Below are 23832 nucleotides of genomic sequence, written 5' to 3' on the forward strand. Positions count from 1 at the left end.
TCAGGGGTGACGGGGGGATTCAGCCGCGCAGTGCCTCGACGGCGCCTGCCAGCGCCGACGGCACGTCCGGTACGAGGGTGTGGGCGCCGTCCCGCACGATGTGCCGGCCGGACACGACCGTATGGCGTACGTCGGCCGCGGTCGCCGCGAATACGGCCGTCTCGGCGCCGAGCCTGGGCAGCGTCCCCGCTGTCCTGACCGAGTCCAGCGCGAGCGTCGTGAAGTCGGCGTGGGCGCCGGGGGTGAGGCTGCCCGCGTCGGACCAGCCGAGGGCGGCGTGCCCGTCGGCGGTGGCGGCCCGCAGCAGGGACGCGGCCGTCCAGTGGCCGCGGGTGCGGGTGCGCAGCCGCTCGTTCAGCTCCATCGCCCGGGCCTCTTCGAGCAGGTCGATGACGGCGTGGCTGTCGGAGCCCAGGGAGAGCGGGGAGCCGGCGCGCTGGAGGGCGACGGCGGGTCCGATGCCGTCGGCCAGGTCCCGCTCGGTGGTCGGGCACATGCAGGTGCCGGTGCCGGATCCGCCGAGCAGGGTGATGTCCTCGTCGGTCAGGTGGGTGTTGTGCACGCCGGTCGTGCGCGGGCCGAGGACGCCGTGGTCGGCCAGCAGCCGGGTCGGGGTGCACCCGTGGGCGGCCCGGCAGGCGTCGTTCTCGGCGGTCTGCTCCGACAGGTGCACATGGAGCGGCGCCCGCCGCTCCTCGGCCCACCGCGCCACCGTCGCCAGTTCCCGCGCCGGCACGGCCCGTACGGAGTGCACGGCGGCACCGATCCGCGCGTGATCGTGTTCCTTGAGAACTGAACAGCGTTCGGCCCAGGCCTCGGCCGTGCCGTCGGAGAAGCGGAGCTGGTGGGTGTCGGGCGACTGCCCGAACCCGGAGGACAGGTAACAGGTGTCGAGGAGGGTGATGCGGATCCCGGCTTCGGCGGCGGCCGCGATCAGTGCCTCGCCCATCGCGTTCGGATCGGCGTACCGGGTGCCTCCCGGCGCGTGGTGGACGTAGTGGAACTCGCCGACGGCGGTGATGCCGGCCAGCGCCATCTCGGCGTACACCGCGCGGGCCAGCGCGTGGTACGTCTCGGGAGTGAGCCGGTCGGCGGTGGAGTACATGACCTCGCGCCAGGTCCAGAAGGTCCCCGAGCCGACCTGGACGGTGCCGCGCAGGGCCCGGTGGAAGGCGTGGCTGTGCGCGTTGGCGAGTCCCGGGACGGTGAGTCCCCGCAGCACCTCGGCGCCCGGCGGCGGGACGGGGACGCCCGTGCGGACGGCCGCGACGCGGCCGCCGCGCACGTCGAGCGCCACGCCCGGCTCGACGTAGGTGCCGAGCCAGGCCTGCTCCAGCCAGTACGTCCGCGTCTGCTCGGTGGGGGTCACGTGCAGGCCAGCCCTTCCAGTACGTCGGCGAGCGCGCGCACCCCGGCCAGGCAGTCGTCCTCGGCCGCGGATTCGGCCGGGGAATGCGAGACACCGGTGGGGTTGCGCACGAACAGCATGGCGGTCGGGACGGTCCCGGACAGGATTCCGGCGTCGTGTCCGGCGCCCGTGCCGAGCACCGGCACCTTCAGGTCGGCGTCCGCGCCCAGGAGGCGGGCGAGTTCGTCGCGCAGCGCGTGGTCGAACTCGACGACGGGGGTGAAGGACTCGCGGACCACGTCCAGGTCGACGCCGTGCGCGGCGGCGTAATCGCGGGCCGCCTTCTCGACGCCGGTGACCACGGTGTCCAGGGTCGTCTGGTCGGCGGCGCGGGAGTCGAGCCAGCCACGCACCAGGGACGGGATCGCGTTGACGCCGTTCGGCTCGACGGCGATCTTGCCGAAGGTGGCGACGGCGCCCGCGAGCGCGGCCTCGCGCCGGGCCGCGAGCACGGTCTCGGCGTACGGCAGCATCGGGTCGCGCCGGTCGGCGAGCCGGGTGGTGCCCGCGTGGTTGGCCTCGCCCCGGAAGTCGAACCGCCACCGCCCGTGCGGCCAGATGGCACTGGCCACACCGACGGCGTCGCCGGTCACGTCGAGGGCGCGGCCCTGCTCGACGTGCAGTTCGACGAAGGCGCCGATGCGCGCGAGCCGCTCCGGGTCGGGTCCGATCGCGTCGGGGTCGTACCCGGCGGCCTCCATGGCCCTGGGCAGTGTGACCCCGTCGGCGTCGGTGAGCCGGTGCGCCTGCTCGGCGGTGAGGTGCCCGGCGGTGAGCCGCGAGCCGGTGCAGGCAAGACCGAACCGGGCGCCCTCCTCGTCACCGAAGTTGACGAGGGCGAGCGGCTTGGTGAACCGCGCGTTCCTGCCGAGCAGTTCGTCGAGGGCGGCGAAGGAGGACACGACGCCCAGCGGCCCGTCGAAGGCCCCGCCGTCGGGCACGGAGTCCAGGTGCGACCCGGTGACCACGGCGTCCCCGGCCGCGGGGTCGCCGAGCCAGGCCCACTGGTTGCCGTTGCGGTCGACCTCGTAGGCCAGGCCGCGGTCCTCCGCCTGCTGCCGGAACCAGGCCCGGCACTCGGCGTCGGCAGCGGTCCAGGCGAAGCGCCGGTAACCGCCGGACTCGGGGTGGCGCCCGATGGGGAGCAGTTCCCGCCACATCGTGTGGAAGGAGTCGCCCGCGGCGGGCGCCGGGGTCCGCGCAGCGGCCGGACGGACCTCGCCCGGGTCGGCGGGCTGCCGCGTCACGCCTCCTCGCCCTCGCGCATGGGCACGCGCACCCCGCGTTCGCCGGCCACCGACTCCGCGATGTCGTACCCGGCGTCCACGTGCCGGATCACGCCCATGCCGGGGTCGTTGGTGAGCACCCGGCGGATCTTCTCCCCGGCGAGCGCGGTGCCGTCGGCGACCGTCACCTGCCCGGCGTGGATGGACCGTCCCATGCCGACGCCGCCGCCGTGGTGGATCGACACCCAGGACGCGCCCGAGGCCACGTTCACCATCGCGTTCAGCAGGGGCCAGTCGGCGATCGCGTCGGAGCCGTCGAGCATGGCCTCGGTCTCCCGGTACGGGGAGGCGACGGAGCCGCAGTCGAGGTGGTCGCGGCCGATCACGATCGGCGCCTGGAGCTCACCGCTCGCGACCATGTCGTTGAACCGCTCGCCGGCCTTGTCGCGCTCGCCGTATCCGAGCCAGCAGATGCGGGCGGGCAGGCCCTGGAAGTGGACGCGCTCGCCGGCCAGCTTGATCCAGCGCGCCAGGGACTCGTTCTCGGGGAACAGCTCCAGGATCGCCTTGTCGGTCTTGGCGATGTCGGACGCCTCACCGGACAGCGCGGCCCAGCGGAACGGGCCCTTGCCCTCGCAGAACAGCGGCCGGATGTAGGCGGGGACGAAGCCGGGGAAGGCGAACGCACGGTCGTACCCGGCGAGTTGGGCCTCGCCGCGGATCGAGTTGCCGTAGTCGAAGACCTCGGCGCCGGCGTCCATGAAGCCGACCATGGCCTCGACGTGCCGGGCCATGGACTCGCGGGCCCGGGTGGTGAAACCGGCCGGGTCCTTGGCGGCGGCGTCGGCCATGTCGTCGAAGTCGGTGCCCAGCGGCAGGTAGGCCAGCGGGTCGTGGGCGGAGGTCTGGTCGGTGACGATGTCGATGGGCGCGCCCATGGCGAGGAGCTGCGGGACGAGTTCGGCGGCGTTGCCGAGGACGCCGATCGACAGGGGCTTGCGCTGGTCGCGCGCCTCCACGGCCAGGTGGAGTGCCTGCTCCAGGGAGCCGGCCTTCACGTCGAGGTAGCGGTGCTCGATGCGCCGCTCGATGGCGCGCGGGTCGCAGTCGATGCAGATGGCCACGCCGTCGTTCATGGTGACGGCGAGCGGCTGGGCGCCGCCCATGCCGCCGAGGCCGGCGGTCAGGGTGATCGTCCCGGCGAGCGTGCCGCCGAACTTCTTCGCGGCGACGGCGGCGAAGGTCTCGTAGGTGCCCTGGAGGATGCCCTGGGTGCCGATGTAGATCCAGGACCCGGCGGTCATCTGGCCGTACATGGTCAGGCCGAGGTTCTCCAGGCGGCGGAACTCCTCCCAGTTGGCCCAGTCGCCGACGAGGTTGGAGTTGGCCAGCAGCACGCGCGGGGCCCACTCGTGGGTCTGCATGACGCCGACCGGGCGGCCGGACTGGACGAGCATGGTCTCGTCGGCCTTGAGGGTCCGCAGCGTGCGGACCATGGCGTCGAAGGAGCGCCAGTCGCGGGCGGCCTTGCCGGTGCCGCCGTAGACGACGAGCTTGTCGGGGTGCTCGGCGACCTCGGGGTCGAGGTTGTTCTGGAGCATCCGCAGGGCGGCTTCCTGCTGCCATCCCAGGGCGCTCAGTTCCGTACCGCGCGGCGCTCGTACTCCACCAGGGGGCGGCCCGTAGGGCCTCGTTTGAGGGTGGCGGCGGGAGACGGGCGGGCGGGGTCCTGACATGGTCTGCCTCCTGGTGGGTGCTCCCGTGATTATTACTGCGTCTATTCACATCCTGGCGTGATGAATAGAGCTAGTCAATACGTGCGGCACGGGCCGCCGCGCGCGACGGGCCGATGTTTGACCCGCCCCAGGTCAGGAAGGCAGGACCTGGAGACACACCGACGGGACCGGGGGCGCGGCATGGGCGAAGACATCGACGACGGCATGAACGAGGGCATGGACCGGAGCCTCGCCGAGGCGGACCGCGAGCGGGCCGTGCGGCGGGACCAGGCGGTGCGGGCCGCGGTGGCGCGGGGACTGCTCGGCCCCGGCTCCCCCGTCGTGGGCCTGCTCGACGTCACCGGCATCCGGGAGTCCGCGGCGGCGCTCCGGGCGGCATTCGAGGCGGTGTTGGCGCCGGGAACCCCGGTGCTGCACGCCTTCGCGGTCAAGGCGACCCCGCTCGTGCCCGTCCTGCGGCTGCTGCACGAGGAGGGCCTCGGCGCCGAGGTGGCGAGCCCGGGGGAACTGGCGCTGGCGCGGGCGGCCGGGGTGCCGCCCGCCCGTACCGTCCTCGACTCCCCCGCGAAGACGCCGGCCGAGTTGCGCGAGGCGCTGGAGCTGGGCATCGCCGTCAACGTGGACAACCCCCAGGAGCTGGCCCGCATCGACGCCCTCGTGGGCTCCGCCACCCCTCGCTCGCCGCTCGGGATACGGGTGAACCCTCAGGTCGGCGGGGGTGCCATCGAGGCGCTGTCGACGGCCACGGCGACCTCGAAGTTCGGGGTGGCGCTGCGCGACGAGGGCGCCCGCGAGTGGGTGGTGCGGGCGTATCTCGACCGTCCGTGGCTGACCCGGCTGCACGCCCACACCGGGTCCCAGGGCATCCCGCTCTCCCTGATGGCGCAGGGCGTGGCGCGGACGTACGAGCTCGCCGAGGAGATCAACGCGCGCGCGGGGCGACGGCAGATCGACACCCTCGACATCGGCGGCGGGCTGCCGGTGAACTTCGGCTCCGAGGCGACCGCGCCGACGTACGCGCACTATGCGCGGCTGCTGCGCGAGGTGGTGCCGGGGCTGTGCGAGGGGCGGTACGGGCTGGTGACCGAGTTCGGGCGGTCGCTGCTGGCCGAGCAGGGCACGACGGTGACGCGGGTGGAGTACACCAAGAGCGCCGGGGGGCGGCCGGTCGCCGTGACCCACGCGGGCGTGCAGGTCGCGACGCGCACCGTCTACGTGCCGCGGTCCTGGCCGCTGCGCCTGGCCGCGTACGACGCGAAGGGGCGGCCCAAGCCGGGACCCGAGGTGGTGCAGGACGTGGCCGGTCCCGCCTGCTTCGCGGGCGACCTGCTCGCCGAGGCCCGCGCGCTCCCCCCGCTCGAACCGGGCGACCATGTGGCCGCGCTGGACACCGGGGCCTACTGCTTCGCCCACCACTACGCCTACAACTCCCTGCCCCGGCCCGGGATCCACGGCTACGTCCCGGACGGCTCCGGAGGTGTCGCCTTCGCCCTCGTGCGCGAGCCGCAGTCGGTCGAGGAGATCGTGGCCGAGTCCGGAGGGGCGCACGCGTCGGCGCTCACCACCTTGGGCGCACCCGAGCGCGCTTGAGGAACGCCAGGGGCCGTGGCGCACGTCCTGGACGGTGAGGCACGTGCGCGTTCACGGCGCTGCCGCACGTCAAAGCCCTTGAGGCGCACCGCGGATGCGGCCCGACCCGCCCGAAATCCGGTTCAGTCGACCCACATTAGCCCCTCGGTCGCATGTTCCACCGGAAAATGCCCGTAACCCTCACCACCACCGTGCACCGTGCGTAGCCTCGGCATCACTCAGCCGAACCCCCGGTGGGAGAGGAACAACGGTGCCCGGAATCGACGAGTGCCTACTGGAAGCCATGCGGCTGCCCGGTGCCAGAGGCGCCGCGCTGGTCGACTGGACGAGCGGACTTGCCCTGGGCACCGTCGGGGAGTCCCCGGGCGGTGACCACGAGACCACCGCGGCGGAGGCCGCCGAGCTGGCCCGGCTGGCCGCCGAGCACGGCGCCTTCGCCGCCGCCGAGGACCCCGACGGCGAACGTCCCCCGGTGGAGGACCTGATCGTCAGCAACCGCGACAGCTACCACCTGCTGCGGTTCGTGGACACGTCCTTCGACAGCAGCGTGTTCCTGCACCTGTGGCTGGCCCGCGCCGAAGGCAACCTCGCCCTGGCTCGCATACGCCTGGGCGAGATGGCCGAGCGGCTGGTGCTGGGATGACCGTGGTCGACATTCCGCCCCCGCCCCAGCTGCCGGTGCGCAACAAGCCGGCCGACGACGACCGGGCCTGGGGCGGCCTCTCGCCGATGCTGACCCGGCTCGCCGCCGAGCACGCCACCGGTGTCCTGGTCCGCGAGCACGGCACGCTCTACCTCGACGAGGGCCGTGTGGCGCACGCCGAGAGCCAGCTGAGCCCCGGCCTCGCCCTGCTGCTCACCGCCCACGGCACACTGACGGCCGAGGCGTGGCAGGACGCGGTCGTGCGGGCCGACGACCGGCACGGCGCCGCCCACCTGCTGCTGGCCGGCGGCCATCTGACCGAGGGCGCCCTGGAGCTGTGCCATCTGGGCGCGCTCTACGACGCCGCCTACTTCGCGCTCGCCCCGAGCAGCACCCCGGGCCGGTTCCGCTACGGCATCGCCCACCCGCTCGGTCCCGTCCTGCCGGTCCCGCTGGCCGCCCTGGAGCGCGAGATCCTGCGCCGCCGCGAGCTGCTGCACCGCGTCTGGCCCGACGCCGCGCCGGACAGCGCCCCGCTGGTGCGGACGCACACCACCGCGGCACCGAAACTGACGCCCCGCCAGCAGACGCTTCTGGAGCGGATCGACGGCACCCGCACGGCGACCGACCTGGCCGGGGAACTTGGCCGGCAGGCGTTCCACACCCTGGTGGACGTGCGGCGTCTGGCGGCCGCCGGGCTCGTCGCGCCGGCCGTCGCACCGGAGGCCGAGCCCGTGCCGGACGGCGCCGGGCAGACCGCGACGCTCGCCGACCGGCTGGCGTACACCACCGACCCCCACATCACGCTGCTGAAGAGGCTCAGGGATGCGCTGGAGGCCCTTTGAGAGGAGACACCGGATGGCAGCCGAGCCCGAGATCCTGGAAGAGCTGCGTCGGCTCAGAGCCCGGGTACCCCAGCTCACCGGCGCCCTCGCCGCCAGTGTCGACGGCCTTGTACTGGCCCACGACACCCCCGGCGTGGAGCCGGAGAGCGTGGCCGCGCTCACCGCTACCGCGCTCGGCGTCGCCGTGCGCATGGCGGACGTGACCGGCCAGGGCGATCTGCGCGAACTGCTCGTGCGGGGCGTCCACGGCTATGTCGCGACCTACGCGGCGGGCCGCACCGCGGTGCTGACCCTGCTCGCGCAGGACCGCGTCAACGTCGGCCGTCTGCACCTGGAGGGCCGCCGGGCGGGGGCCCGCATCGGGGAACTGATGGACGCCGAGGCGGCCAAGGCTCCCGGCACGACGGCCGCGAGGGCCCTGAAACCGGCCACCAGGACCGGCACCGCACGGACCAGAACCACCCGCGCGCCGCGCACCACCGCGACCAACGCGCGGACCACCACCGAAAGTTGACGGAACAAGGAGACCCCTGGCCATGGCCAATACCGAGACCTGCCTGAAAGAAGCGCTCGCCTCCATCGAGGGGGCGACGGCCGTCGCGCTCGTCGACTACACCAGCGGCATGGCGCTGGGCACGATGGGCGGCAGCAAGAGCTTCGACCTGAACGTCGCCGCCGCGGGCAACACCGACGTCGTGCGGGCCAAGATGCGCACGATGGAACACCTCGGCCTCAAGGCGCAGATCGAGGACATCCTGATCACCCTGAGCGACCAGTACCACCTGATCCGCCTGATCAGCGGGCGCGGCGGGAACGGGCTGTTCCTCTACCTCGTCCTGGACGCCAAGCGGGCCAACCTGGCGATGGCCCGCCACCAGCTGAGGAGAATCGAGGAGGAACTGGAGGTCTGACTCCGACCCGCCGGGGCCGGACCTCCGGGATCTGTCCCAGTGCTGCGACCGGGAAGGTGCACCGGCTCGCGACGCCCGGCACGGCTCCCCCCAAGCTCTTCGAGCAGGGGGGACCCCCAGCCGCGTTGTCGCATCACCCGAGTACATCCAGTACACGGGCGATGCTCCGCCTTGCGATGCTCCCCCACTGCCTGGACGGCGTGGGAGGTACCCCCATCACCGGACGCCGCGAGCTTTCCGGCAAACCTTCCCGGTCACAGCACTAGCCGAGCGCCGCGGTGCGGCGGCGTGCTCCGCCCGGGGCCGCGTCGCCCGCCGCGAGGCCGGTACCGCGGTAGCCCCGCACCGTCCTGCCCGCGGGGCGCCCGCCGCGTCGGCCCAGCCAGTCGACGCGCACCCACAGCAGCGTGTTGTCGGCCCGCTCCAGCCGCCCGAGCCAGCCGGCCTTGAGCCACAGGCCCACCCCGGCGCCGGCCAGCAGCAGCCCGCCGGCCGCGGGCAGGACGAGGGAGCCGCCCAGCGCGGCCAGGAAGGCCGGCACGAGCCACCAGCGGTGCCCCCGGCGCCAGACGCGCACGCTCACCGCCCGGTCCTGGAGCACGTCGTGGCGTCCGGCCCGGGAGGCGCCCCGGGCCAGGGCCCGGTAGCGCCGGCGCCGGGCGCAGGCCACGACGGCCGCCGTCACCAGGAACAGCGCGGCCCCCGCCAGGACGCCGATCCGGCGCCCGGTCAGCCCCGGCACCAGTACGCCGATCCCCGCCGCGAACACCCCGAGCCACCACAGCGGCGCGGCTCCCGCCCGCACCACGACGGCCACCCGGGCCAGGCCCTGCCCTCCTCGACCTGTGCGACCAGCCCGCGCCATGCCCTGCCTCCTCGTCGTCGCGGCACCCTCGTTCGGGCGGGCAGGCTAGCGAGCGTTGGTGAGACGAGTCTGAGAGCACCTCCGGGAGCACCCGGACCCCGGGCGCCGCGCGGTGTCACTCCACGAACAGACCCCGCGCCGCGGCCTTCCCGTCGAACTCCTCCAGGCGTGCCTGCGCGTCGGGCAGGTCGTCGCACATCGCCTCCAGGAGCACCCGGCCGAGCAGCATCGGCGCACAGGCGGTGTCGAAGGCGAGCCCGGTGCCCACGGCGGCGGGCAGAAGCAGGTCGGTGTGCCTGGCGACCGGCGCGAAGGCCGAGTCCGCGACCGTGACGACGGTCAGCCCCGCCTCCTTGGCGTGGGCGAGGGTGTCCACCACCTCGCGCGGGTGGCGCGGCAGCGCAAAGCACAGCAGCGCCGTGGCGCCCGCCCGTACGGCGCCGTCGATGCGGTCCTCGATCATCGTGCCGCCCTCGTCGAGCAGCCGTACGTCCGGGTGGACCTTGGCGGCGAAGTACGCGAAGCCGTAGGCCTGGGCGGCGGCGGCCCGCAGGCCGAGGACCGGCAGCGGGCGTGAGGCGGCGAGCACCTGTCCCGCCCTGCGCACCGGCCGCGGATCGGCCAGCGCCTCCGCCAGGTGCCTGAGGTTCTCGATCTCGGCCTCGACCGCCTGCTGGTACTCGTTGTACGAGGCCGGCTGGGCCACCGGTTCGGCGGGCGCGACCTCGCGCAGGTGCCGGCGCAGCGCCGGGTAGCCGTCGAAGCCCAGGGCGACCGCGAAGCGGGTCACCGACGGCTGGCTGACCCCGGCGAGTTCGGCCAGCTCCACGCTGGACAGGAAGGGCACGTCGGCGGCCCTGCGCACCATGCTGTGCGCGATGCGCCGCTGGGTCGGTGTGAGGCGGTGCCCCTCGAAGAGCGCCTGCAGCCGTGCGGCAGGGCTGTCGGTCACGCTCATGACGTGCTCCCCCTAGATGTCGTCGACGCCCCGGGAGGGTATCTCCCCGACCAGTTTCTATTCAGACACCAAGAACTCTGCATGAGGCCATACAGTCAGGGCAAGAGAACGACCAAGTGTCATTAAACCCGGCCATAAATGCTCAGAATGTGACAATGGGTGCGCTTAGTGTGAGCAGGCCCCGTCGGTGTCGCCGGCCGCAGCCCCGGCGACGCCGACGGCGGCCCGCCCCCGCCCCGACTGGGGGGCTATCCCCAGTGCGGCGGGCGGCCCGGCTTCCTAGCCTGGTCCGCATGAGCGGAATGGACGCGCGGGACACGGATCTGAAGAAGGACCTCGACGCCTCCCTGCAGGCCCGCAGGGAGCTGGGCGAGGAGTACGAGTCGGCGCTGGTCGACTCGTTTCTGGAGAAGGTCGACCAGCGCATCGACGGGGCCGTCGAGCGCCGGATGCGCCGGCAGTTCGCCGAGCAGCAGATGACGGTGGCGCGGGGCTCCCGCGCGCCGAAGGCCACCGACTCCTGGGGCGAGCGCTTCGGCTTCGGCATCGTGTCGCTGGTGCTGGCGGTGCCGCTGTCCGCGGTCGGCGGGGCCGTCGCGCACCTGCCCGGCCTCATCGTGGCCTGGATCGGGATCGTGGGCGTCAACGCCGTCCAGGCCGCCCGCACCACCCCGGGCCTGTTCACCGCCCACCGCCGCGACCGCGCGGAGGACGACACCTGGAAGGACTGAGCGGCAGCCGGGGGGCGAGCCCCGTAGCCGTTCAACTTCCGCGAAGCGTATGCGCGGGGACCGCCGCACCCCCGTGGAACGGGGGGCGGGACGACGGCGGTCCCCGCGGGGGACGCGAGCCGGGTCAGGACCGGTGCCTCGCGTCCGTGGCGTCCATGGAGGTCCGGGAGCCGCTCCGGAGGTCCGCGACGCCGCACGGCGCCGGCGGGGGCGGACGGCCTCCCCCGGGCGCCCGGCGCCCGGGAGGCGATCCCCGCCCCTTCCGACGCCCACCAATGTGCCGGACGCGTGTTAAGCGGGTGCTGCGCGCACGTGACACGCGCGTACCGTTTCCGCGACTGCCTCTCAGCCGCGGGTCACCGCGCGTTCCCCGCCGGCGTGCCGGCACATGGGCCGCGGCGCCGGCGCGTCAGCGCTTTCCGCCCCTGGCCAGGAAGGAGAGCAGGTCCTGCCGGCTGACGACGCCGGTCGGCTTGCCCTCCACCAGCACGATCGCCGCGTCCGCCGAGCCCAGCACGGACATCAGGTCGGCGACCGGCTCACCGGAACCGACCTGGGGAAGCGGGGCCGACATGTGCTTCTCCAGCGGGTCCTCCAGCGCGGCCCGCTGGGTGAACAGCGCGTCCAGCAGCTCCCGCTCGACCACCGAGCCGACCACCTCGGCCGCCATGACATCCGGGTGGCCGGCGCCCGGCTTCACGATCGGCATCTGCGAGACGCCGTACTCGCGCAGCACCTCGATGGCCTCGCCGACGGTCTCGTCCGGGTGCATGTGGACCAGGGACGGGATGGAGCCGCCCTCCTTGTCGCTCAGCACGTCGCCGACGCGGGCGCTCGGGCCCTCGCCCTCCAGGAAGCCGTAGTCGGCCATCCACTCGTCGTTGAAGATCTTCGACAGGTACCCGCGCCCGCTGTCCGGCAGCAGGACCACCACGACGTCGTCCGGGCCGAGACGCTCGGCCACCCGCAGCGCCCCGACGACGGCCATGCCGCAGGAACCGCCGACCAGCAGGCCCTCCTCCTTGGCGAGGCGGCGGGTCATCTGGAAGGAGTCCTTGTCGGAGACGGCGACGATCTCGTCGGCCACGGTCCGGTCGTAGGCGGTCGGCCAGAAGTCCTCACCGACGCCCTCGACGAGGTACGGCCGCCCGGAGCCGCCGGAGTACACCGAGCCCTCCGGGTCGGCGCCGATGACCTTGACCCTGCCGTCGCTGGCGTCCTTCAGATAGCGCCCGGTGCCGGAGATGGTGCCGCCGGTGCCGACGCCGGCCACGAAGTGCGTGATCCTGCCCTCGGTCTGCTCCCACAGCTCCGGACCGGTGGAGTGGTAGTGCGACAGGGGGTTGTTCGGGTTCGAGTACTGGTCGGGCTTCCAGGCTCCGGGGGTCTCACGGACCAGCCGGTCGGAGACGTTGTAGTAGGAGTCCGGGTGCTCCGGCGCGACGGCCGTCGGGCACACGACCACTTCGGCGCCGTACGCGCGCAGCACGTTGATCTTGTCCGTGGAGACCTTGTCCGGGCACACGAAGATGCACTTGTAGCCCTTCTGCTGGGCCACGATGGCCAGTCCCACACCGGTGTTCCCACTGGTCGGCTCGACGATCGTGCCACCGGGCTTGAGCTCCCCGCTCCGCTCGGCCGCCTCGATCATGCGCAGGGCGATGCGGTCCTTCACGGAGCCGCCGGGGTTGAAGTACTCGACCTTCGCCAGGACGGTCGCCTTGATCCCCTTGGTGACGTTGTTGAGCCGAACCAGCGGGGTGTTGCCGACGAGGCTGATCATCGAGTCGTGGAATTGCACCGTTGTCTCCGGTTGCTGCAAAAGATGTGGTCGTGGTGTGCCGCCAGCCTAAGGCCAGGGGGACCGCCCGGGCGTGGGCGTTCACTCCCCGTCGAGATTGGACGACGGTCCGTACGGGGCAAGGAGTGGATGTACGGCTACGAGGAGGTGTCGGCTGGCATGACGAACATGTCGAGGGCGAGAGTGGCCCGGCGGATCGCGGCCGGCGCCGCGTACGGCGGCGGCGGACTCGGTCTGGTCGGCGCCGCGGCCGTCGGCCTGCTGCTGGCCGAGGTGCAGATGGCCAAGCGTCACGTGGGCAACGGCACGGACAACCACGTACCGGTCGCGGACGGCCTGTACGGCCGTGCCTACGAGACTCCCGGCGAGCCGCCGCTGAGCCTGGTCATGCTCGGCGACTCCACGGCCGCGGGGCAGGGCGTGCACCGGTCGGGGCAGACACCGGGCGCGCTGCTGGCGTCGGGGCTCGCGGCGGTGGCGGAACACCCGGTGCTGATGCGCAACGTGGCGCTGCCCGGTGCCCGGTCGGACGACCTGGACCGCCAGGTGGCGCTGGTGCTCGGCGATCCTGAGCGGGTGCCGGACATCTGCGTGATCATGGTCGGCGCGAACGACGTGACCCACCGGATGCCGCCGACGCGCTCGGTGCGCCATCTGTCGGCGGCGGTGCGGCGGCTGCGCACGGCGGGCGCGGAGGTCGTCGTGGGCACCTGCCCGGACCTCGGCACGATCGAGCCGGTCCAGCAGCCGCTGCGGTGGCTGGCCCGGCGGGCCTCGCGCCAGCTCGCGGCGGCGCAGACGATCGGGGCGGTGGAGCAGGGGGGCCGGACCGTGTCCCTGGGCGACCTGCTGGGTCCGGAGTTCGCGGCGAACCCGCGGGAGCTGTTCGGTCCGGACAACTACCACCCCTCGGCGGAGGGGTACGCGACGGCGGCGATGGCGGTGCTGCCGACGGTGTGCGCGGCGCTGGGCCTGTGGCCGGCCGAGGAGGAGCGCCCGGACGTCTTCCGCAGCGAGGGCTTCCTGCCGGTGGCCCGCGCGGCGGCCGAGGCCGCGTCGCAGGCGGGCACGGAGGTCACGGCGGCCCTGCCCACCGGTCCGCGCGGGCCCTGGGCCCTGCTCAAGCGGCGCCGGCGGCGCCAGGTGCCCGAGCCCGACCCGGCCTCTTCCGGCCCGTCCGAGGAGCCCCTCGCTCCGACGGGCTGGGACGAGTCCGGGGGCGGTCTCCGGGCGGTCTGAGACGGGCCCGGCCGAGCAGAGAAAGCAAGCGCTTAGAAAATTGCGGTCAGGGTCACACCCCGGCAGGAGTGACCCTGACCGTACGTACGGGTAACTTCCAAGCAGCCGCCCGCAATCGACCACACGGCCGCCCGGTCCCCCGACCACCGCCCTCCACGAGCGCGGCGCGCCGCCCTATCGACATGGAGTCGTGATGCCCGAAGCCGTCATCGTCTCGACTGCCCGCTCCCCCATCGGCCGCGCCTTCAAGGGCTCCCTCAAGGACCTGCGCCCCGACGACCTCACCGCCACGATCATCCAGGCGGCGCTCGCGAAGATCCCCGAGCTGGACCCCCGGGACATCGACGACCTGATGCTCGGCTGCGGACTGCCCGGCGGCGAGCAGGGCAACAACCTCGGCCGGATCGTCGCCGTGCAGATGGGCATGGACCACCTGCCCGGCTGCACGATCACGCGCTACTGCTCCTCCTCGCTCCAGACCTCCCGGATGGCCATGCACGCGATCAGGGCCGGCGAGGGCGACGTGTTCGTCTCGGCCGGCGTCGAGATGGTCTCCAGGTTCACCAAGGGCAACTCCGACAGCCTGCCGGACACGCACAACCCGCTGTTCGCGGAGGCGGGGGCCCGCACCGCGGCCAGGGCCGAGCAGGGCGGCTCGTCCTGGCACGACCCGCGCGAGGACGGACTGGTCCCGGACGCCTACATCGCGATGGGCCAGACCGCGGAGAACCTGGCCCGCCTCAAGGGCGTCACCCGCCAGGACATGGACGAGTTCGGCGTGCGCTCGCAGAACCTCGCCGAGGAGGCCCTCAAGAACGGCTTCTGGGAGCGGGAGATCACCCCGGTGACGCTGCCCGACGGCACGGTGATCGGCAAGGACGACGGCCCGCGCCCCGGCGTGACCATGGAGGGCGTGGCCGGCCTCAAGCCCGTCTTCCGCCCGGACGGCCTGGTCACCGCCGGCAACTGCTGCCCGCTCAACGACGGCGCCGCCGCGGTCGTCATCATGTCCGACACCAAGGCCCGCGAGCTGGGCCTCACCCCGCTCGCCCGGATCGTCTCCACCGGCGTCTCGGCCCTGTCCCCGGAGATCATGGGACTCGGCCCGGTCGAGGCGTCCCGGCAGGCCCTGAAGCGGGCCGGGCTGACTGTCGGCGACATCGATCTGGTCGAGATCAACGAGGCGTTCGCCGCCCAGGTGATCCCGTCCTACCGCGACCTCGGCATCGACCTGGACCGGCTGAACGTCAATGGCGGCGCGATCGCCGTGGGCCACCCCTTCGGCATGACGGGCGCCCGCATCACCGGAACACTCGTCAACTCCCTCCAGTTCCACGACAAGCAGTTCGGACTGGAGACGATGTGCGTCGGCGGCGGTCAGGGCATGGCGATGGTCGTCGAACGCCTCAGCTGATTCACCGCGTCACCAGGGCCACATGAAAGACCGTCAGTGAAAGACCGTCAGTGGCCGCTTTACCACCGGCAGTGATCGAACGGCCCGGAATCCAGGAAACCCCTTGGTTCCGGGCCTTTTTGTGATCCAATCTCACTCAGGATGTGACCAATCTCCCTTGGCGGAGAGGTTTACGCAGGTCAGCGCTTCACCCGGAAGGGTTCTAGGGCTGCATCGCGCCATAATTCTGTCCGTTTCGTGACATTACGCACTGACACTTGGATAGTCCACCCTTCAAGCTGATGTAGGAAGTCGGGGGTCGACCTTGAACCCGGGAGTACGTCAGTGAGCGCCATGCCCATCGCTTTGCTGCTCACCACGGCCGCCACCGGCGCCGTGGGCGTCGCCGTTCTACGTGCCCTGTGGGTGCTGCGCCGCCAGGTCGCGGCCCTGCACGCGCAGCTCGCGGAGAACCACGCGGCCACCGCACGCGCACTGCTGCCCGCAGCCCGCGGTCACGCGGACACGGAGCAGATACGCACGGCCGTGGTGGAGGCGCTCGCCGAGGAGCGGGAGCGGGAGCTGGCCGAGGCGCGCGCCTTCTGGGCCGCGCAGGAGGCCAGGGACGTCGCCGACGCGCCCTCCCTGCTGGGACTGCCCGACAGCGAGCTGTTCCTGCCCCGGCAGGCCGATCTGACCGGCCTCGAACACCTGGAGCCGGTGACCGAGTCCGGCCCGGAGGCCGACGAACTGTCCGGCAAGGACTGCGTCCAGGGCGGTACCTCCGGTGAGTCCCCCGAGCTGGCCGCGGCCCGCCGCAGGCACCCCTCGCACCCGGACTTCACCCCGCACCCCTCGCCCGTCGGGGGCGACCACGAGCAGACGCTCGCCACGCTGGAGGACCTGGCCGAGTCCGGCGTGGAACTCGCCGACGTCCGCCCGGGCCCGCTGGGCACCCTCGACGTCTACGTCTTCGCGGACGGTACGACCCTGTGCATGACCCCCGGGCACCGCGAGACCGCGGAACGCCTGGCCGACGCCCTGCGCGCGGGCGAGACCCCGGTACTGCTCGGCGGTTCCGGCGTGTCGGGCGCGTACACGCTCACCTTCACCTGCGGCACGGAACAGGTGTACATCCTGGCCGACCGGGTCATCGCGTCGCTGTAGCGCGCACGCGGGACCCGAACCGGTTCTCCTCTCAGACCCCGGCGCGTTTCAGTGCCTCCTGGACCAGACGGACGGCCTCCTCGACCTCGGCGTCGTTCTTCAGTACGAGCGCCAGGTCGTGCCCGGCGACCGTGACCTGGTCCGCGGCGGCGAACATCCCCGCGTCCGGCATCTCCCGCGGCTCGCGTCCGGGGCATTCGGCGAGCTGGGCCCGCCGGGCGAACTCCCTGGCCAGCGCCAGTGCCTCCGCCGCGCCCGCCCGTTGCAGCCGGCTCTGCGGCGCCGCCCTGAGGCGGTCGGCGAAGTGATCCACTGCCTTGGTCAGAGATGTCGTGTCAACCACGCCGCGAGGGTACGCGCCGCGGCACGACTGTTGCCAATACGCGAACCCTCAGGCACGGTGACGTGAAGGACCGGCTTCGAGTGCGTCCGGAGGCGCCGATGTCCCAAGTCTTCTCCGAAGAGACCCATCGCAATCTGCTCGCCCGCATCCCCCACTGCACCGGTCGTGATATCTCCGACTGGCTGCGCACCGTCGAAGAAGGCCCCGCGCTCCGCTTCGAGGAGAAGGTCAGCTGGCTCCGCCACGAGCACGACCTCGCGTACGGCCACGCCAAGGCGCTCATCCACGAGTACGACCTGAGGAGGGCCGCCCGCAAGCTGCTCTAGGCGTGCGGTGCGGCGACCGGCGCCGCACGGGGGGACACGGTGCCGAACGACGAAGGGCCCCGGGAAGACCCGGGGCCCTTGTCCTTGCTCCTGTCCGGCGCTCGTGTCCGGCGCGGACTAGTCGCTCTGGTTGAGAATCGCGATGAGGCGCAGGAACTCCATGTAGATCCACACCAGCGTCAGCGTGAGGCCGAAGGCCGCGAGCCACGCTTCCTCGCGCGGCGCGCCGTAGGCGATGCCGTCCTCGACCTGCTTGAAGTCCAGGGCCAGGAAGCAGGCGCCGAGGATGATGCCGATGACGCCGAAGAGGATGCCGAGCGGGCCGCTGCGGAAGCCGAGGCCGTCACCGCCGCCGAACACCGCGAACAGCAGGTTGACCATCATCAGCAGCACGAAGCCGAGCGCCGCCGCCATCACGAAGCCGTAGAAGCGGCGGGTGACGCGGATCCAGCCCGCCTTGTACGCCAGCAGGACGCCGACGAAGACGGCCATCGTGCCGATCACGGCCTGCATGGCAGCGCCGCTGGCGACATGGGTGTCGACGATGTTGGAGACGACGCCGAGGAACACGCCCTCGACCGCGGCATAGGTCAGGATCAGCGCGGGCGAGGCCTTGCGCTTGAAGGACTGCACCAGGGCCAGGACCATGCCGATCACCATGGCGCCGATGCCGATCCCGTAGGAACGGTTGATGTTGGCGCTGTCGACCGGCAGCAGCGCCCAGGCGAGCGCGGCCGTCACGACCAGGGTGCCGAGTGTGGACGCGGTGCGCAGGACGACGTCGTCCATCGTCATCCGGCCGGTGGTGGCCGGGGCCTGCGGCGGCGCGCCCTGCTGAAGGTCTTGCTGAGCGTAAGGGTTCTGCGCGTAGGGGTTGCCGCTCGGCTGGGCGTACGGGTTGCCCTGCGCGTACGGATTGCCCTGCGTGCCGACAGCGGGACCCCCGGCCTGCGGCGGGGCGTTGAAGCCCGCGTAGCCGTTGTCGCGGCTGAACCCCCGTCGCGAGAAGACCGGGTTTCTGCTCCTCATCTCACTCCTCCATGGCCGCACGGCGCGGCCTTGGCCTCAAGAGTAATGGAAAGGCAAAGGACTGACCCTAGTACCTCGGAAGGATCTTTCCCCTGCCATGCTCCGGAACACGCTACGTCGCCGACTGATTCCCGGCCAGGAGGGGCCCCGATCCTGACCGACCCGGAACACGTCCGGAACCGGGCGGAGACCACCCGGGTGCCCGTCAGCCGATCGGGAACCCGGTGTAGCCCTCGGCGAGGTCGGTCTCGGCGGCCCGGCAGGAGCTGATCCGGTCCAGACGGGCCCGTTGCAGGCGTCCCTCGAAGGCGGTGGCGTCCGGGTCGCGGTGCAGCATCGTCGTCATGTCGTAGCTGAAGCGCTCGGCCTGCCAGACGCGCCGCAGGCAGGTCGCCGAGTAGGCGTCGAGGAGCGCGGCGGATCCCGTCTCCCTCTCGTGGACGAGCGCCCGCGCGAAGGTGACGACGTCGCCGACGGCGAGGTTCAGCCCCTTGGCCCCGGTCGGCGGCACGATGTGGGCGGCGTCCCCGGCCAGGAACAGGCGGCCGTGCCGCATGGGCTCGTGGACGTAGGAGCGCATCGGGGTCACCGACTTCTGGGTGATCGGGCCGCGGCGCAGGGTCCAGTCGTCGTCGGTCTCCAGCCGCCGTTCGAGCTCGTCCCAGATCTGCTCGTCGCTCCACGCCTCGGCGTCGGTGTCCGCGGGCACCTGGAGGTAGAGGCGGGAGACGGACGGGGAGCGCATGGAGAGCAGGGCGAAACCGCGGTCGTGGCGGGCGTAGACCAGTTCGTCGTGCGAGGGGGCCACGTCGGCGAGGATGCCGAGCCAGCCGAAGGGGTACGTCCGCTCGAACACCTGGGAGAGCGAGGCGGGGACGGCCTTGCGGGCCACGCCCCAGAAGCCGTCGCACCCGACGACGTAGTCGCACTCCAGGACGTCCTCGCGCCCCTGGTGGCGGAACCTGATGGAGGGCCGGTCGCTCTCCGCCCCCTCCACGGCCAGCGCCTCCGCCTCGAACAGCAGCGGGCCGCCCTCGTCGAGCTGGAGGGCGATGAGGTCCTTGCAGACCTCGGTCTGGGCGTAGACCATCACCGACCGCCCACCGGTGAGCGCGGGGAAGTCGACACGGTGCCGGCGCCGGTCGAAGCGCAGCTCGATCCCGTCGTGCCGCAGTCCCTCGCGGTCCATCCGCTCCGCCGCCCCGGCCGCGCGCAGCACGTCGACGGTGCCCTGCTCCAGGATTCCGGCGCGTTGCCGGTGCTCGACGTAGGCGCGGTCGCGGCTCTCCAGGACGACCGAGTCGATCCCGGCGTTGTGGAGCAGCCGGGCGAGGAGCAGGCCGGCCGGTCCGGCTCCGATGATGCCGACGGTGGTGCGCATCGGTCGTTCCCTTCGGGTGGGCGTCGCCGCACGGGTGCGTTCGTCTGTTCGTCTGGTGAAATTTCTTTCACTGTGCTGCGCCCTGAGTTTCCGTCGGGACCCGTCCGATGTCAATGGTTGTCCGCGTCGAGGAGGGTTCGCGTCGACGCGCGCCGGCGGCCGAGGCGTAGCGTCACGGGCTACGGGGAGGGGCGCGGGCCGCGGATGCGGGGAGACCTGCTCGGACCCGCTCTCCTGCCGTGGACCACGGCACGCCGGTGAGACCGTGTGCGACGTGGGTGGTGCCCGGAGCCGGACTTGAACCGGCACGCCCGCGAAGGGGCAGCGAGGTTTAAGCTCGCCGTGTCTGCTTTCCACCATCCGGGCAGGCCATGGGCTCCGCGCTGCGGCTCCGACCCTATCGGGGCCCCTTGCCCGAACAGCGGGCGGGTGGACTCATGTTGTCTGATTTTATTGGCAACTGAGGGAGCATCAGCACTCGGGGGTGGCCATCGGCACTTGCCAGCAGCCTTGCGGGCGAGCGCCGGGCGCGCACAGGGAATGACGGAATTTCACCGTCCGAACCGGGGCGCTCCCCCCGTTCTTCACGGCCGAGCGGAAAGACACAGCTCATCGCCGGGTATCAGGGACGGCCCTCATCCCCAGGTATGACGTGCCCCGCCTGCCTCCGACCCGAGTCGGCCCCCGGAACGGGAACAGCGGCTGACTGCACGGGCCCGATCGGCCGCGACGATGGTCCATGTCCCGCGAATGTCCCGCGAACCGTCGTCGTCCCGTCAGGAGCACCCACCCGTGACCACCTCTTCCATCGCCGGCCGGACCACCGCCGTGGCCGCGCGTGCCACGGATCTGTCGAAGATCTACGGACAGGGCGAGACCCAGGTGGTCGCCCTCGACCGGGTCTCCGTCGACTTCCACCAGGCCGAGTTCACCGCGATCATGGGCCCCTCCGGGTCCGGCAAGTCCACGCTGATGCACTGCGTCGCGGGCCTGGACACGTTCTCCTCCGGTTCGGTGCGCATCGGCGACACGGAACTCGGCTCGCTGAAGGACAAGCAGCTCACCCGGTTGCGCCGGGACAAGATCGGCTTCATCTTCCAGGCGTTCAACCTGCTGCCGACGCTCACGGCCCTGGAGAACATCACGCTTCCGATGGACATCGCCGGCCGCAAGCCGGACCAGGAGTGGCTCGACTCCGTGATCGGGATGGTCGGGCTCGCCGACCGGCTCGGCCACCGGCCCTCCCAGCTCTCCGGCGGTCAGCAGCAGCGCGTCGCCGTCGCCCGGGCGCTGGCCGCCAAGCCGGAGATCATCTTCGGTGACGAGCCCACCGGAAACCTCGACTCGCGCTCCGGCGCCGAGGTGCTCGGCTTCCTGCGCAACTCCGTGCGCGATCTGGGCCAGACGGTGGTGATGGTGACCCACGACCCGGTGGCCGCGGCGTACGCGGACCGGGTGGTGTTCCTCGCGGACGGGCGGATCGTGGACGAGGTGTACGAGCCCACGGCGGACGCGGTCCTCGACCGCATGAAGCAGTTCGACGGCAAGGGCCGCACCAGCTGACCTCCCGCCTTCCTCCCCCCGCCCCCTCGTACACCCTGGACTGAGACGAACCCATGTTCCGCACAGCCTTGCGCAACGTACTCGCGCACAAGGCCCGGCTCCTCATGACTGTGCTCGCCGTGATGCTCGGCGTCGCCTTCGTGTCGGGGACCCTGGTCTTCACCAACACCATCTCCGCCGCGTTCCAGAAGAGTTCCGCCAAGGGCTTCGACCATGTCGACGTGGCCGTGCGGTCCAAGTTCCAGCAGAGCAAGGGCGACCAGGTCGGCAGGCGGCCCGAGCTGACCCAGGCGCTGCTGGACGAGAGCGCCCGCGTCCCCGGCGCCGGCTCCGTCATCGGCGTCGTGCACGGCTTCACCGCCATCGCCGACAAGGACGGCAAGCTGATCGGCGGCGGCTTCCAGTCCCAGGGCGGCAACTACTGGGGCACGAAGGACCCCCGGTATCCGCTGACGTCGGGCGCCGCCCCGCACGGCGAGAGCCAGGTCCTCATCGACTCCGAGACCGCCCGGCGCGGCGGGTACAAGGTCGGCGACACCATCCGCGTCTCCGTCGACGGCCCCGTCCTGACGCCCACCGTCAGCGGCATCTTCACCACCGACGACGGCAACGTCGCGGCCGGCGGCAGCCTCGCCCTGTTCGACACGGCGACCGCCCAGAAGCTGTTCGGCAAGCCGGGCACGTACGACGAGATCGACGTGCGGGCGAAGGCGGGCACCAGCCAGGCGGCGCTGAAGACGCAGCTCGACCGGGTGCTCCCCAAGGGCAGGACCGAGACGACCACCGCCACGAAGCTCGCCGACGACCAGGCGCAGATGATCTCGGACTCGATGAGCGGACTGCGTCAGGGCCTGCTGGTCTTCGCCGGCATCGCGCTGTTCGTCGGCACCTTCATCATCGCCAACACCTTCACCATGCTGGTCGCCCAGCGCACCAAGGAACTGGCCCTGCTGCGCGCGGTCGGCGCCTCCCGCCGCCAGGTCACCCGGTCCGTGCTGATCGAGGCGTTCCTGGTGGGCACCGTGGCCGCGGTGACCGGTCTGGTCGCGGGCATCGGCATCGGTGCCGGACTGAAGTCCCTGCTCGGCTCGATGGGCGCCACCGTGCCCGACGGGCCGCTGGTCGTCACGCCCGGCACGGTCGCCGCCGCCCTCGCGGTCGGTGTCCTCGTGACCATGCTGGCCGCGTGGCTGCCCGGCCGCCGGGCCGCCAGGATCCCGCCGGTGGCGGCGATGAGCAGCCTGCACGCCCAGGCGACCGCCAAGTCGCTGGTGCTGCGCAACACCATCGGCGCCCTGTTCTCGGCCGCCGGTGTCGCCACGGTCCTGGTGGCCACGACGATGGACGACATCCAGTCCGCCCAGGCGCCCATGGGCATCGGCGCGGTGCTGCTGATCATCGGCGTGTTCATCCTGACCCCGCTGCTGTCCCGTCCGCTGATCGCCGCCGCGGCCCCCGTCCTGCGCGTCTTCGGCGTCTCCGGCAAGCTGGCCCGGCAGAACTCGGTGCGCAACCCGCGCCGTACGGCGGCCACCGCGTCCGCGCTGATGATCGGCCTGACCCTCATCACCGGCATGACCGTGATGGCGGGCAGCCTCCAGCACGCGATCGACAAGATGGCCTCGTCCGCGATCCGCGCCGACTACGTGGTGTCGATGGCGAACGGCAACTTCCTCTCCCCGGACGTCGACAGCAAGCTGCGCGCCACCGAGGGCGTGACGGCCACGAGCCCGCTGCGCAACGCGCCCTCCCGCATCGACGGGCAGACCGAGTTCCTGACCGGGGTCAACGGCAAGGCGATCGGCGAGCTGACCGATCTCCGGGTCGACGACGGCTCCTTCACGGTCGGCGGCACGAAGGTCGTCGTCGACGACAAGACCGCCAAGTCGCACGACTGGAAGGCCGGTTCGGTCTTCACCGCCTCCTTCGAGGACGGCAAGAAGCAGCGCCTGACCGTCGCCGGGGTCTACGAGGGCAACGAGATGATCCGCGGGATCATGCTGGACAACGGCACCCTCACGCCGCACCAGCCCCGCCCGAACGACATGCAGGTCATGGTCAAGACCTCCGGCGGGGCGTCCGACGCGGCCAAGGACCGGCTGGTGAAGGCCCTCGGCTACAACCCGGCGATCAAGATCCAGGACAAGAAGGACATCTCCAACGGCATCGCGCAGATCTTCACCCTGATGCTGAACCTGCTCTACGGCCTGCTCGCCATGGCGGTGATCGTCGCGGTCCTCGGAGTCATCAACACCCTGGCGATGTCGGTGTTCGAGCGCTCGCAGGAGATCGGCATGCTCCGCGCCATCGGCCTGGACCGCAAGGGCATCAAGCGGATGGTCCGCCTGGAGTCCCTGGTGATCTCCCTGTTCGGCGGCGTCCTCGGCATCGGGCTCGGCGTCTTCTTCGGCTGGGCGGCCGGTGAACTGCTGGGCTCCAGCCTGTCGACGTACGAGCTGATCCTGCCCTGGTCGCGGCTGGTCGTCTTCCTGCTGCTCGCGGGGGCGGTCGGCGTGCTGGCGGCCCTGTGGCCGGCCCGGCGCGCGGCCCGGCTGAACATGCTTCAGGCCATCAAGTCGGAGTAGCGGCCGCCGGTGCGGCCTCGGCACCGGAGGGGCCCGTTCCGTCATGGGACGGGCCCCTCCGGCATGTGCCAGGCAGCGTGCGCCGCACGGGA

Annotated in this window: 21 protein-coding genes and 1 tRNA gene; 12 read left to right on the forward strand and 10 right to left on the reverse strand. The window is 72.1% G+C overall.

What is annotated here, in order from left to right; all coding sequences use genetic code 11:
• Positions 1–19: 19 nt before the first annotated feature.
• From ACIP4X_RS03845 to hutU, 3 genes are all read right to left on the reverse strand, one after another.
• A complete protein-coding gene (locus ACIP4X_RS03845; protein ID WP_358734847.1) occupies positions 20–1369 on the reverse strand; it encodes a formimidoylglutamate deiminase in 1350 nt (449 codons plus the stop codon).
• The gene (locus ACIP4X_RS03850; protein WP_391454413.1) at positions 1366–2568 is read right to left on the reverse strand and encodes an allantoate amidohydrolase; all 1203 of its coding nucleotides are present in this window, start codon (positions 2566–2568) and stop codon (positions 1366–1368) included. Before ACIP4X_RS03850 ends, ACIP4X_RS03845 begins: the two co-directional genes overlap by 4 nt.
• Positions 2569–2651: 83 nt before the next feature.
• Positions 2652–4370 carry a urocanate hydratase gene (gene hutU, locus ACIP4X_RS03855; RefSeq protein ID WP_401346485.1) on the reverse strand — a complete coding sequence of 573 codons (1719 nt, stop codon included), beginning with the start codon at positions 4368–4370 and terminating at the stop codon, positions 2652–2654.
• A 204-nt stretch (positions 4371–4574) separates the two neighbouring features.
• Between hutU and ACIP4X_RS03860 the strand changes: the two genes are divergently transcribed.
• The 5 genes from ACIP4X_RS03860 to ACIP4X_RS03880 all read left to right on the forward strand — a co-directional run bounded on the left by ACIP4X_RS03860 (position 4575) and on the right by ACIP4X_RS03880 (position 8359).
• Entirely contained in the window at positions 4575–5960 is a 1386-nt protein-coding gene (locus ACIP4X_RS03860; protein ID WP_358734963.1) for a diaminopimelate decarboxylase, read from the forward strand.
• A 250-nt stretch (positions 5961–6210) separates the two neighbouring features.
• A complete protein-coding gene (locus ACIP4X_RS03865; protein WP_358734851.1) occupies positions 6211–6603 on the forward strand; it encodes a hypothetical protein in 393 nt (130 codons plus the stop codon).
• Entirely contained in the window at positions 6600–7448 is an 849-nt protein-coding gene (locus tag ACIP4X_RS03870) for a transcriptional regulator (protein WP_358734853.1), read from the forward strand. Before ACIP4X_RS03865 ends, ACIP4X_RS03870 begins: the two co-directional genes overlap by 4 nt.
• Positions 7449–7461: 13 nt before the next feature.
• Positions 7462–7962 carry a roadblock/LC7 domain-containing protein gene (locus ACIP4X_RS03875; RefSeq protein WP_358734855.1) on the forward strand — a complete coding sequence of 167 codons (501 nt, stop codon included), beginning with the start codon at positions 7462–7464 and terminating at the stop codon, positions 7960–7962.
• Between the two features lie 22 nt (positions 7963–7984).
• Positions 7985–8359 carry a hypothetical protein gene (locus ACIP4X_RS03880; RefSeq protein ID WP_100571015.1) on the forward strand — a complete coding sequence of 125 codons (375 nt, stop codon included), beginning with the start codon at positions 7985–7987 and terminating at the stop codon, positions 8357–8359.
• A gap of 262 nt (positions 8360–8621) precedes the next feature.
• On the opposite strand, the gene ACIP4X_RS03885 is transcribed toward ACIP4X_RS03880, so the two are convergent.
• Together ACIP4X_RS03885 and ACIP4X_RS03890 are read right to left on the reverse strand one after the other, a co-directional pair.
• Positions 8622–9224, reverse strand: a complete 603-nt coding sequence (locus ACIP4X_RS03885) for a hypothetical protein (RefSeq protein ID WP_358734857.1) — start codon at positions 9222–9224, stop codon at positions 8622–8624.
• 115 nt (positions 9225–9339) lie between these two features.
• Positions 9340–10182 (reverse strand): MurR/RpiR family transcriptional regulator, encoded by an 843-nt coding sequence (locus ACIP4X_RS03890; RefSeq protein WP_358734858.1) that lies wholly within the window; start codon positions 10180–10182, stop codon positions 9340–9342.
• Positions 10183–10475: 293 nt separating this feature from the next.
• Here ACIP4X_RS03890 and ACIP4X_RS03895 point away from each other — a divergent pair, with 293 nt between their 5' ends.
• On the forward strand, positions 10476–10913 hold the full coding sequence (locus tag ACIP4X_RS03895) for a hypothetical protein (protein ID WP_401346491.1): 438 nt from the start codon (positions 10476–10478) through the stop codon (positions 10911–10913).
• Positions 10914–11322: 409 nt separating this feature from the next.
• Here the strand turns inward: ACIP4X_RS03895 and ACIP4X_RS03900 are convergent, their stop codons facing one another.
• Positions 11323–12714 (reverse strand): cystathionine beta-synthase, encoded by a 1392-nt coding sequence (locus ACIP4X_RS03900; protein ID WP_358734862.1) that lies wholly within the window; start codon positions 12712–12714, stop codon positions 11323–11325.
• A gap of 159 nt (positions 12715–12873) precedes the next feature.
• On the opposite strand from ACIP4X_RS03900, the gene ACIP4X_RS03905 reads away from it, so the two are divergent.
• The 3 genes from ACIP4X_RS03905 (at position 12874) to ACIP4X_RS03915 (ending at position 16513) form a co-directional block, all read left to right on the forward strand.
• Complete coding sequence (locus ACIP4X_RS03905) at positions 12874–13953, forward strand: SGNH/GDSL hydrolase family protein (protein WP_358734864.1); 1080 nt, start codon at positions 12874–12876, stop codon at positions 13951–13953.
• Positions 13954–14146: 193 nt separating this feature from the next.
• Positions 14147–15367, forward strand: a complete 1221-nt coding sequence (locus ACIP4X_RS03910) for an acetyl-CoA C-acetyltransferase (RefSeq protein ID WP_401346493.1) — start codon at positions 14147–14149, stop codon at positions 15365–15367.
• Between the two features lie 324 nt (positions 15368–15691).
• A complete protein-coding gene (locus ACIP4X_RS03915; RefSeq protein WP_358734867.1) occupies positions 15692–16513 on the forward strand; it encodes a hypothetical protein in 822 nt (273 codons plus the stop codon).
• Between the two features lie 31 nt (positions 16514–16544).
• On the opposite strand, the gene ACIP4X_RS03920 is transcribed toward ACIP4X_RS03915, so the two are convergent.
• Positions 16545–16856, reverse strand: a complete 312-nt coding sequence (locus tag ACIP4X_RS03920; RefSeq protein ID WP_358734868.1) for a hypothetical protein — start codon at positions 16854–16856, stop codon at positions 16545–16547.
• 98 nt (positions 16857–16954) lie between these two features.
• Here ACIP4X_RS03920 and ACIP4X_RS03925 point away from each other — a divergent pair, with 98 nt between their 5' ends.
• Positions 16955–17182, forward strand: a complete 228-nt coding sequence (locus ACIP4X_RS03925; RefSeq protein ID WP_141360416.1) for a DUF4287 domain-containing protein — start codon at positions 16955–16957, stop codon at positions 17180–17182.
• Between the two features lie 117 nt (positions 17183–17299).
• Here the strand turns inward: ACIP4X_RS03925 and ACIP4X_RS03930 are convergent, their stop codons facing one another.
• The 3 genes from ACIP4X_RS03930 to ACIP4X_RS03940 all read right to left on the reverse strand — a co-directional run bounded on the left by ACIP4X_RS03930 (position 17300) and on the right by ACIP4X_RS03940 (position 19958).
• Positions 17300–18211 carry a Bax inhibitor-1/YccA family protein gene (locus tag ACIP4X_RS03930; protein ID WP_358734870.1) on the reverse strand — a complete coding sequence of 304 codons (912 nt, stop codon included), beginning with the start codon at positions 18209–18211 and terminating at the stop codon, positions 17300–17302.
• A 205-nt stretch (positions 18212–18416) separates the two neighbouring features.
• Positions 18417–19592 (reverse strand): 4-hydroxybenzoate 3-monooxygenase, encoded by a 1176-nt coding sequence (locus tag ACIP4X_RS03935; protein WP_391453918.1) that lies wholly within the window; start codon positions 19590–19592, stop codon positions 18417–18419.
• 279 nt (positions 19593–19871) lie between these two features.
• Positions 19872–19958, reverse strand: a tRNA-Leu gene (locus ACIP4X_RS03940).
• 426 nt (positions 19959–20384) lie between these two features.
• Between ACIP4X_RS03940 and ACIP4X_RS03945 the strand changes: the two genes are divergently transcribed.
• Positions 20385–21155: an ATP-binding cassette domain-containing protein gene (locus ACIP4X_RS03945; RefSeq protein WP_391453920.1), complete on the forward strand. Its 771-nt coding sequence runs from the start codon at positions 20385–20387 to the stop codon at positions 21153–21155.
• A gap of 53 nt (positions 21156–21208) precedes the next feature.
• Positions 21209–23740 carry an FtsX-like permease family protein gene (locus tag ACIP4X_RS03950; protein WP_358734876.1) on the forward strand — a complete coding sequence of 844 codons (2532 nt, stop codon included), beginning with the start codon at positions 21209–21211 and terminating at the stop codon, positions 23738–23740.
• Positions 23741–23832 lie beyond the last annotated feature (92 nt).

It is taken from the genome of Streptomyces sp. NPDC088817 (genome assembly GCF_044750345.1).
In the GTDB taxonomy this organism is placed as follows: Bacteria; Actinomycetota; Actinomycetes; order Streptomycetales; family Streptomycetaceae; genus Streptomyces.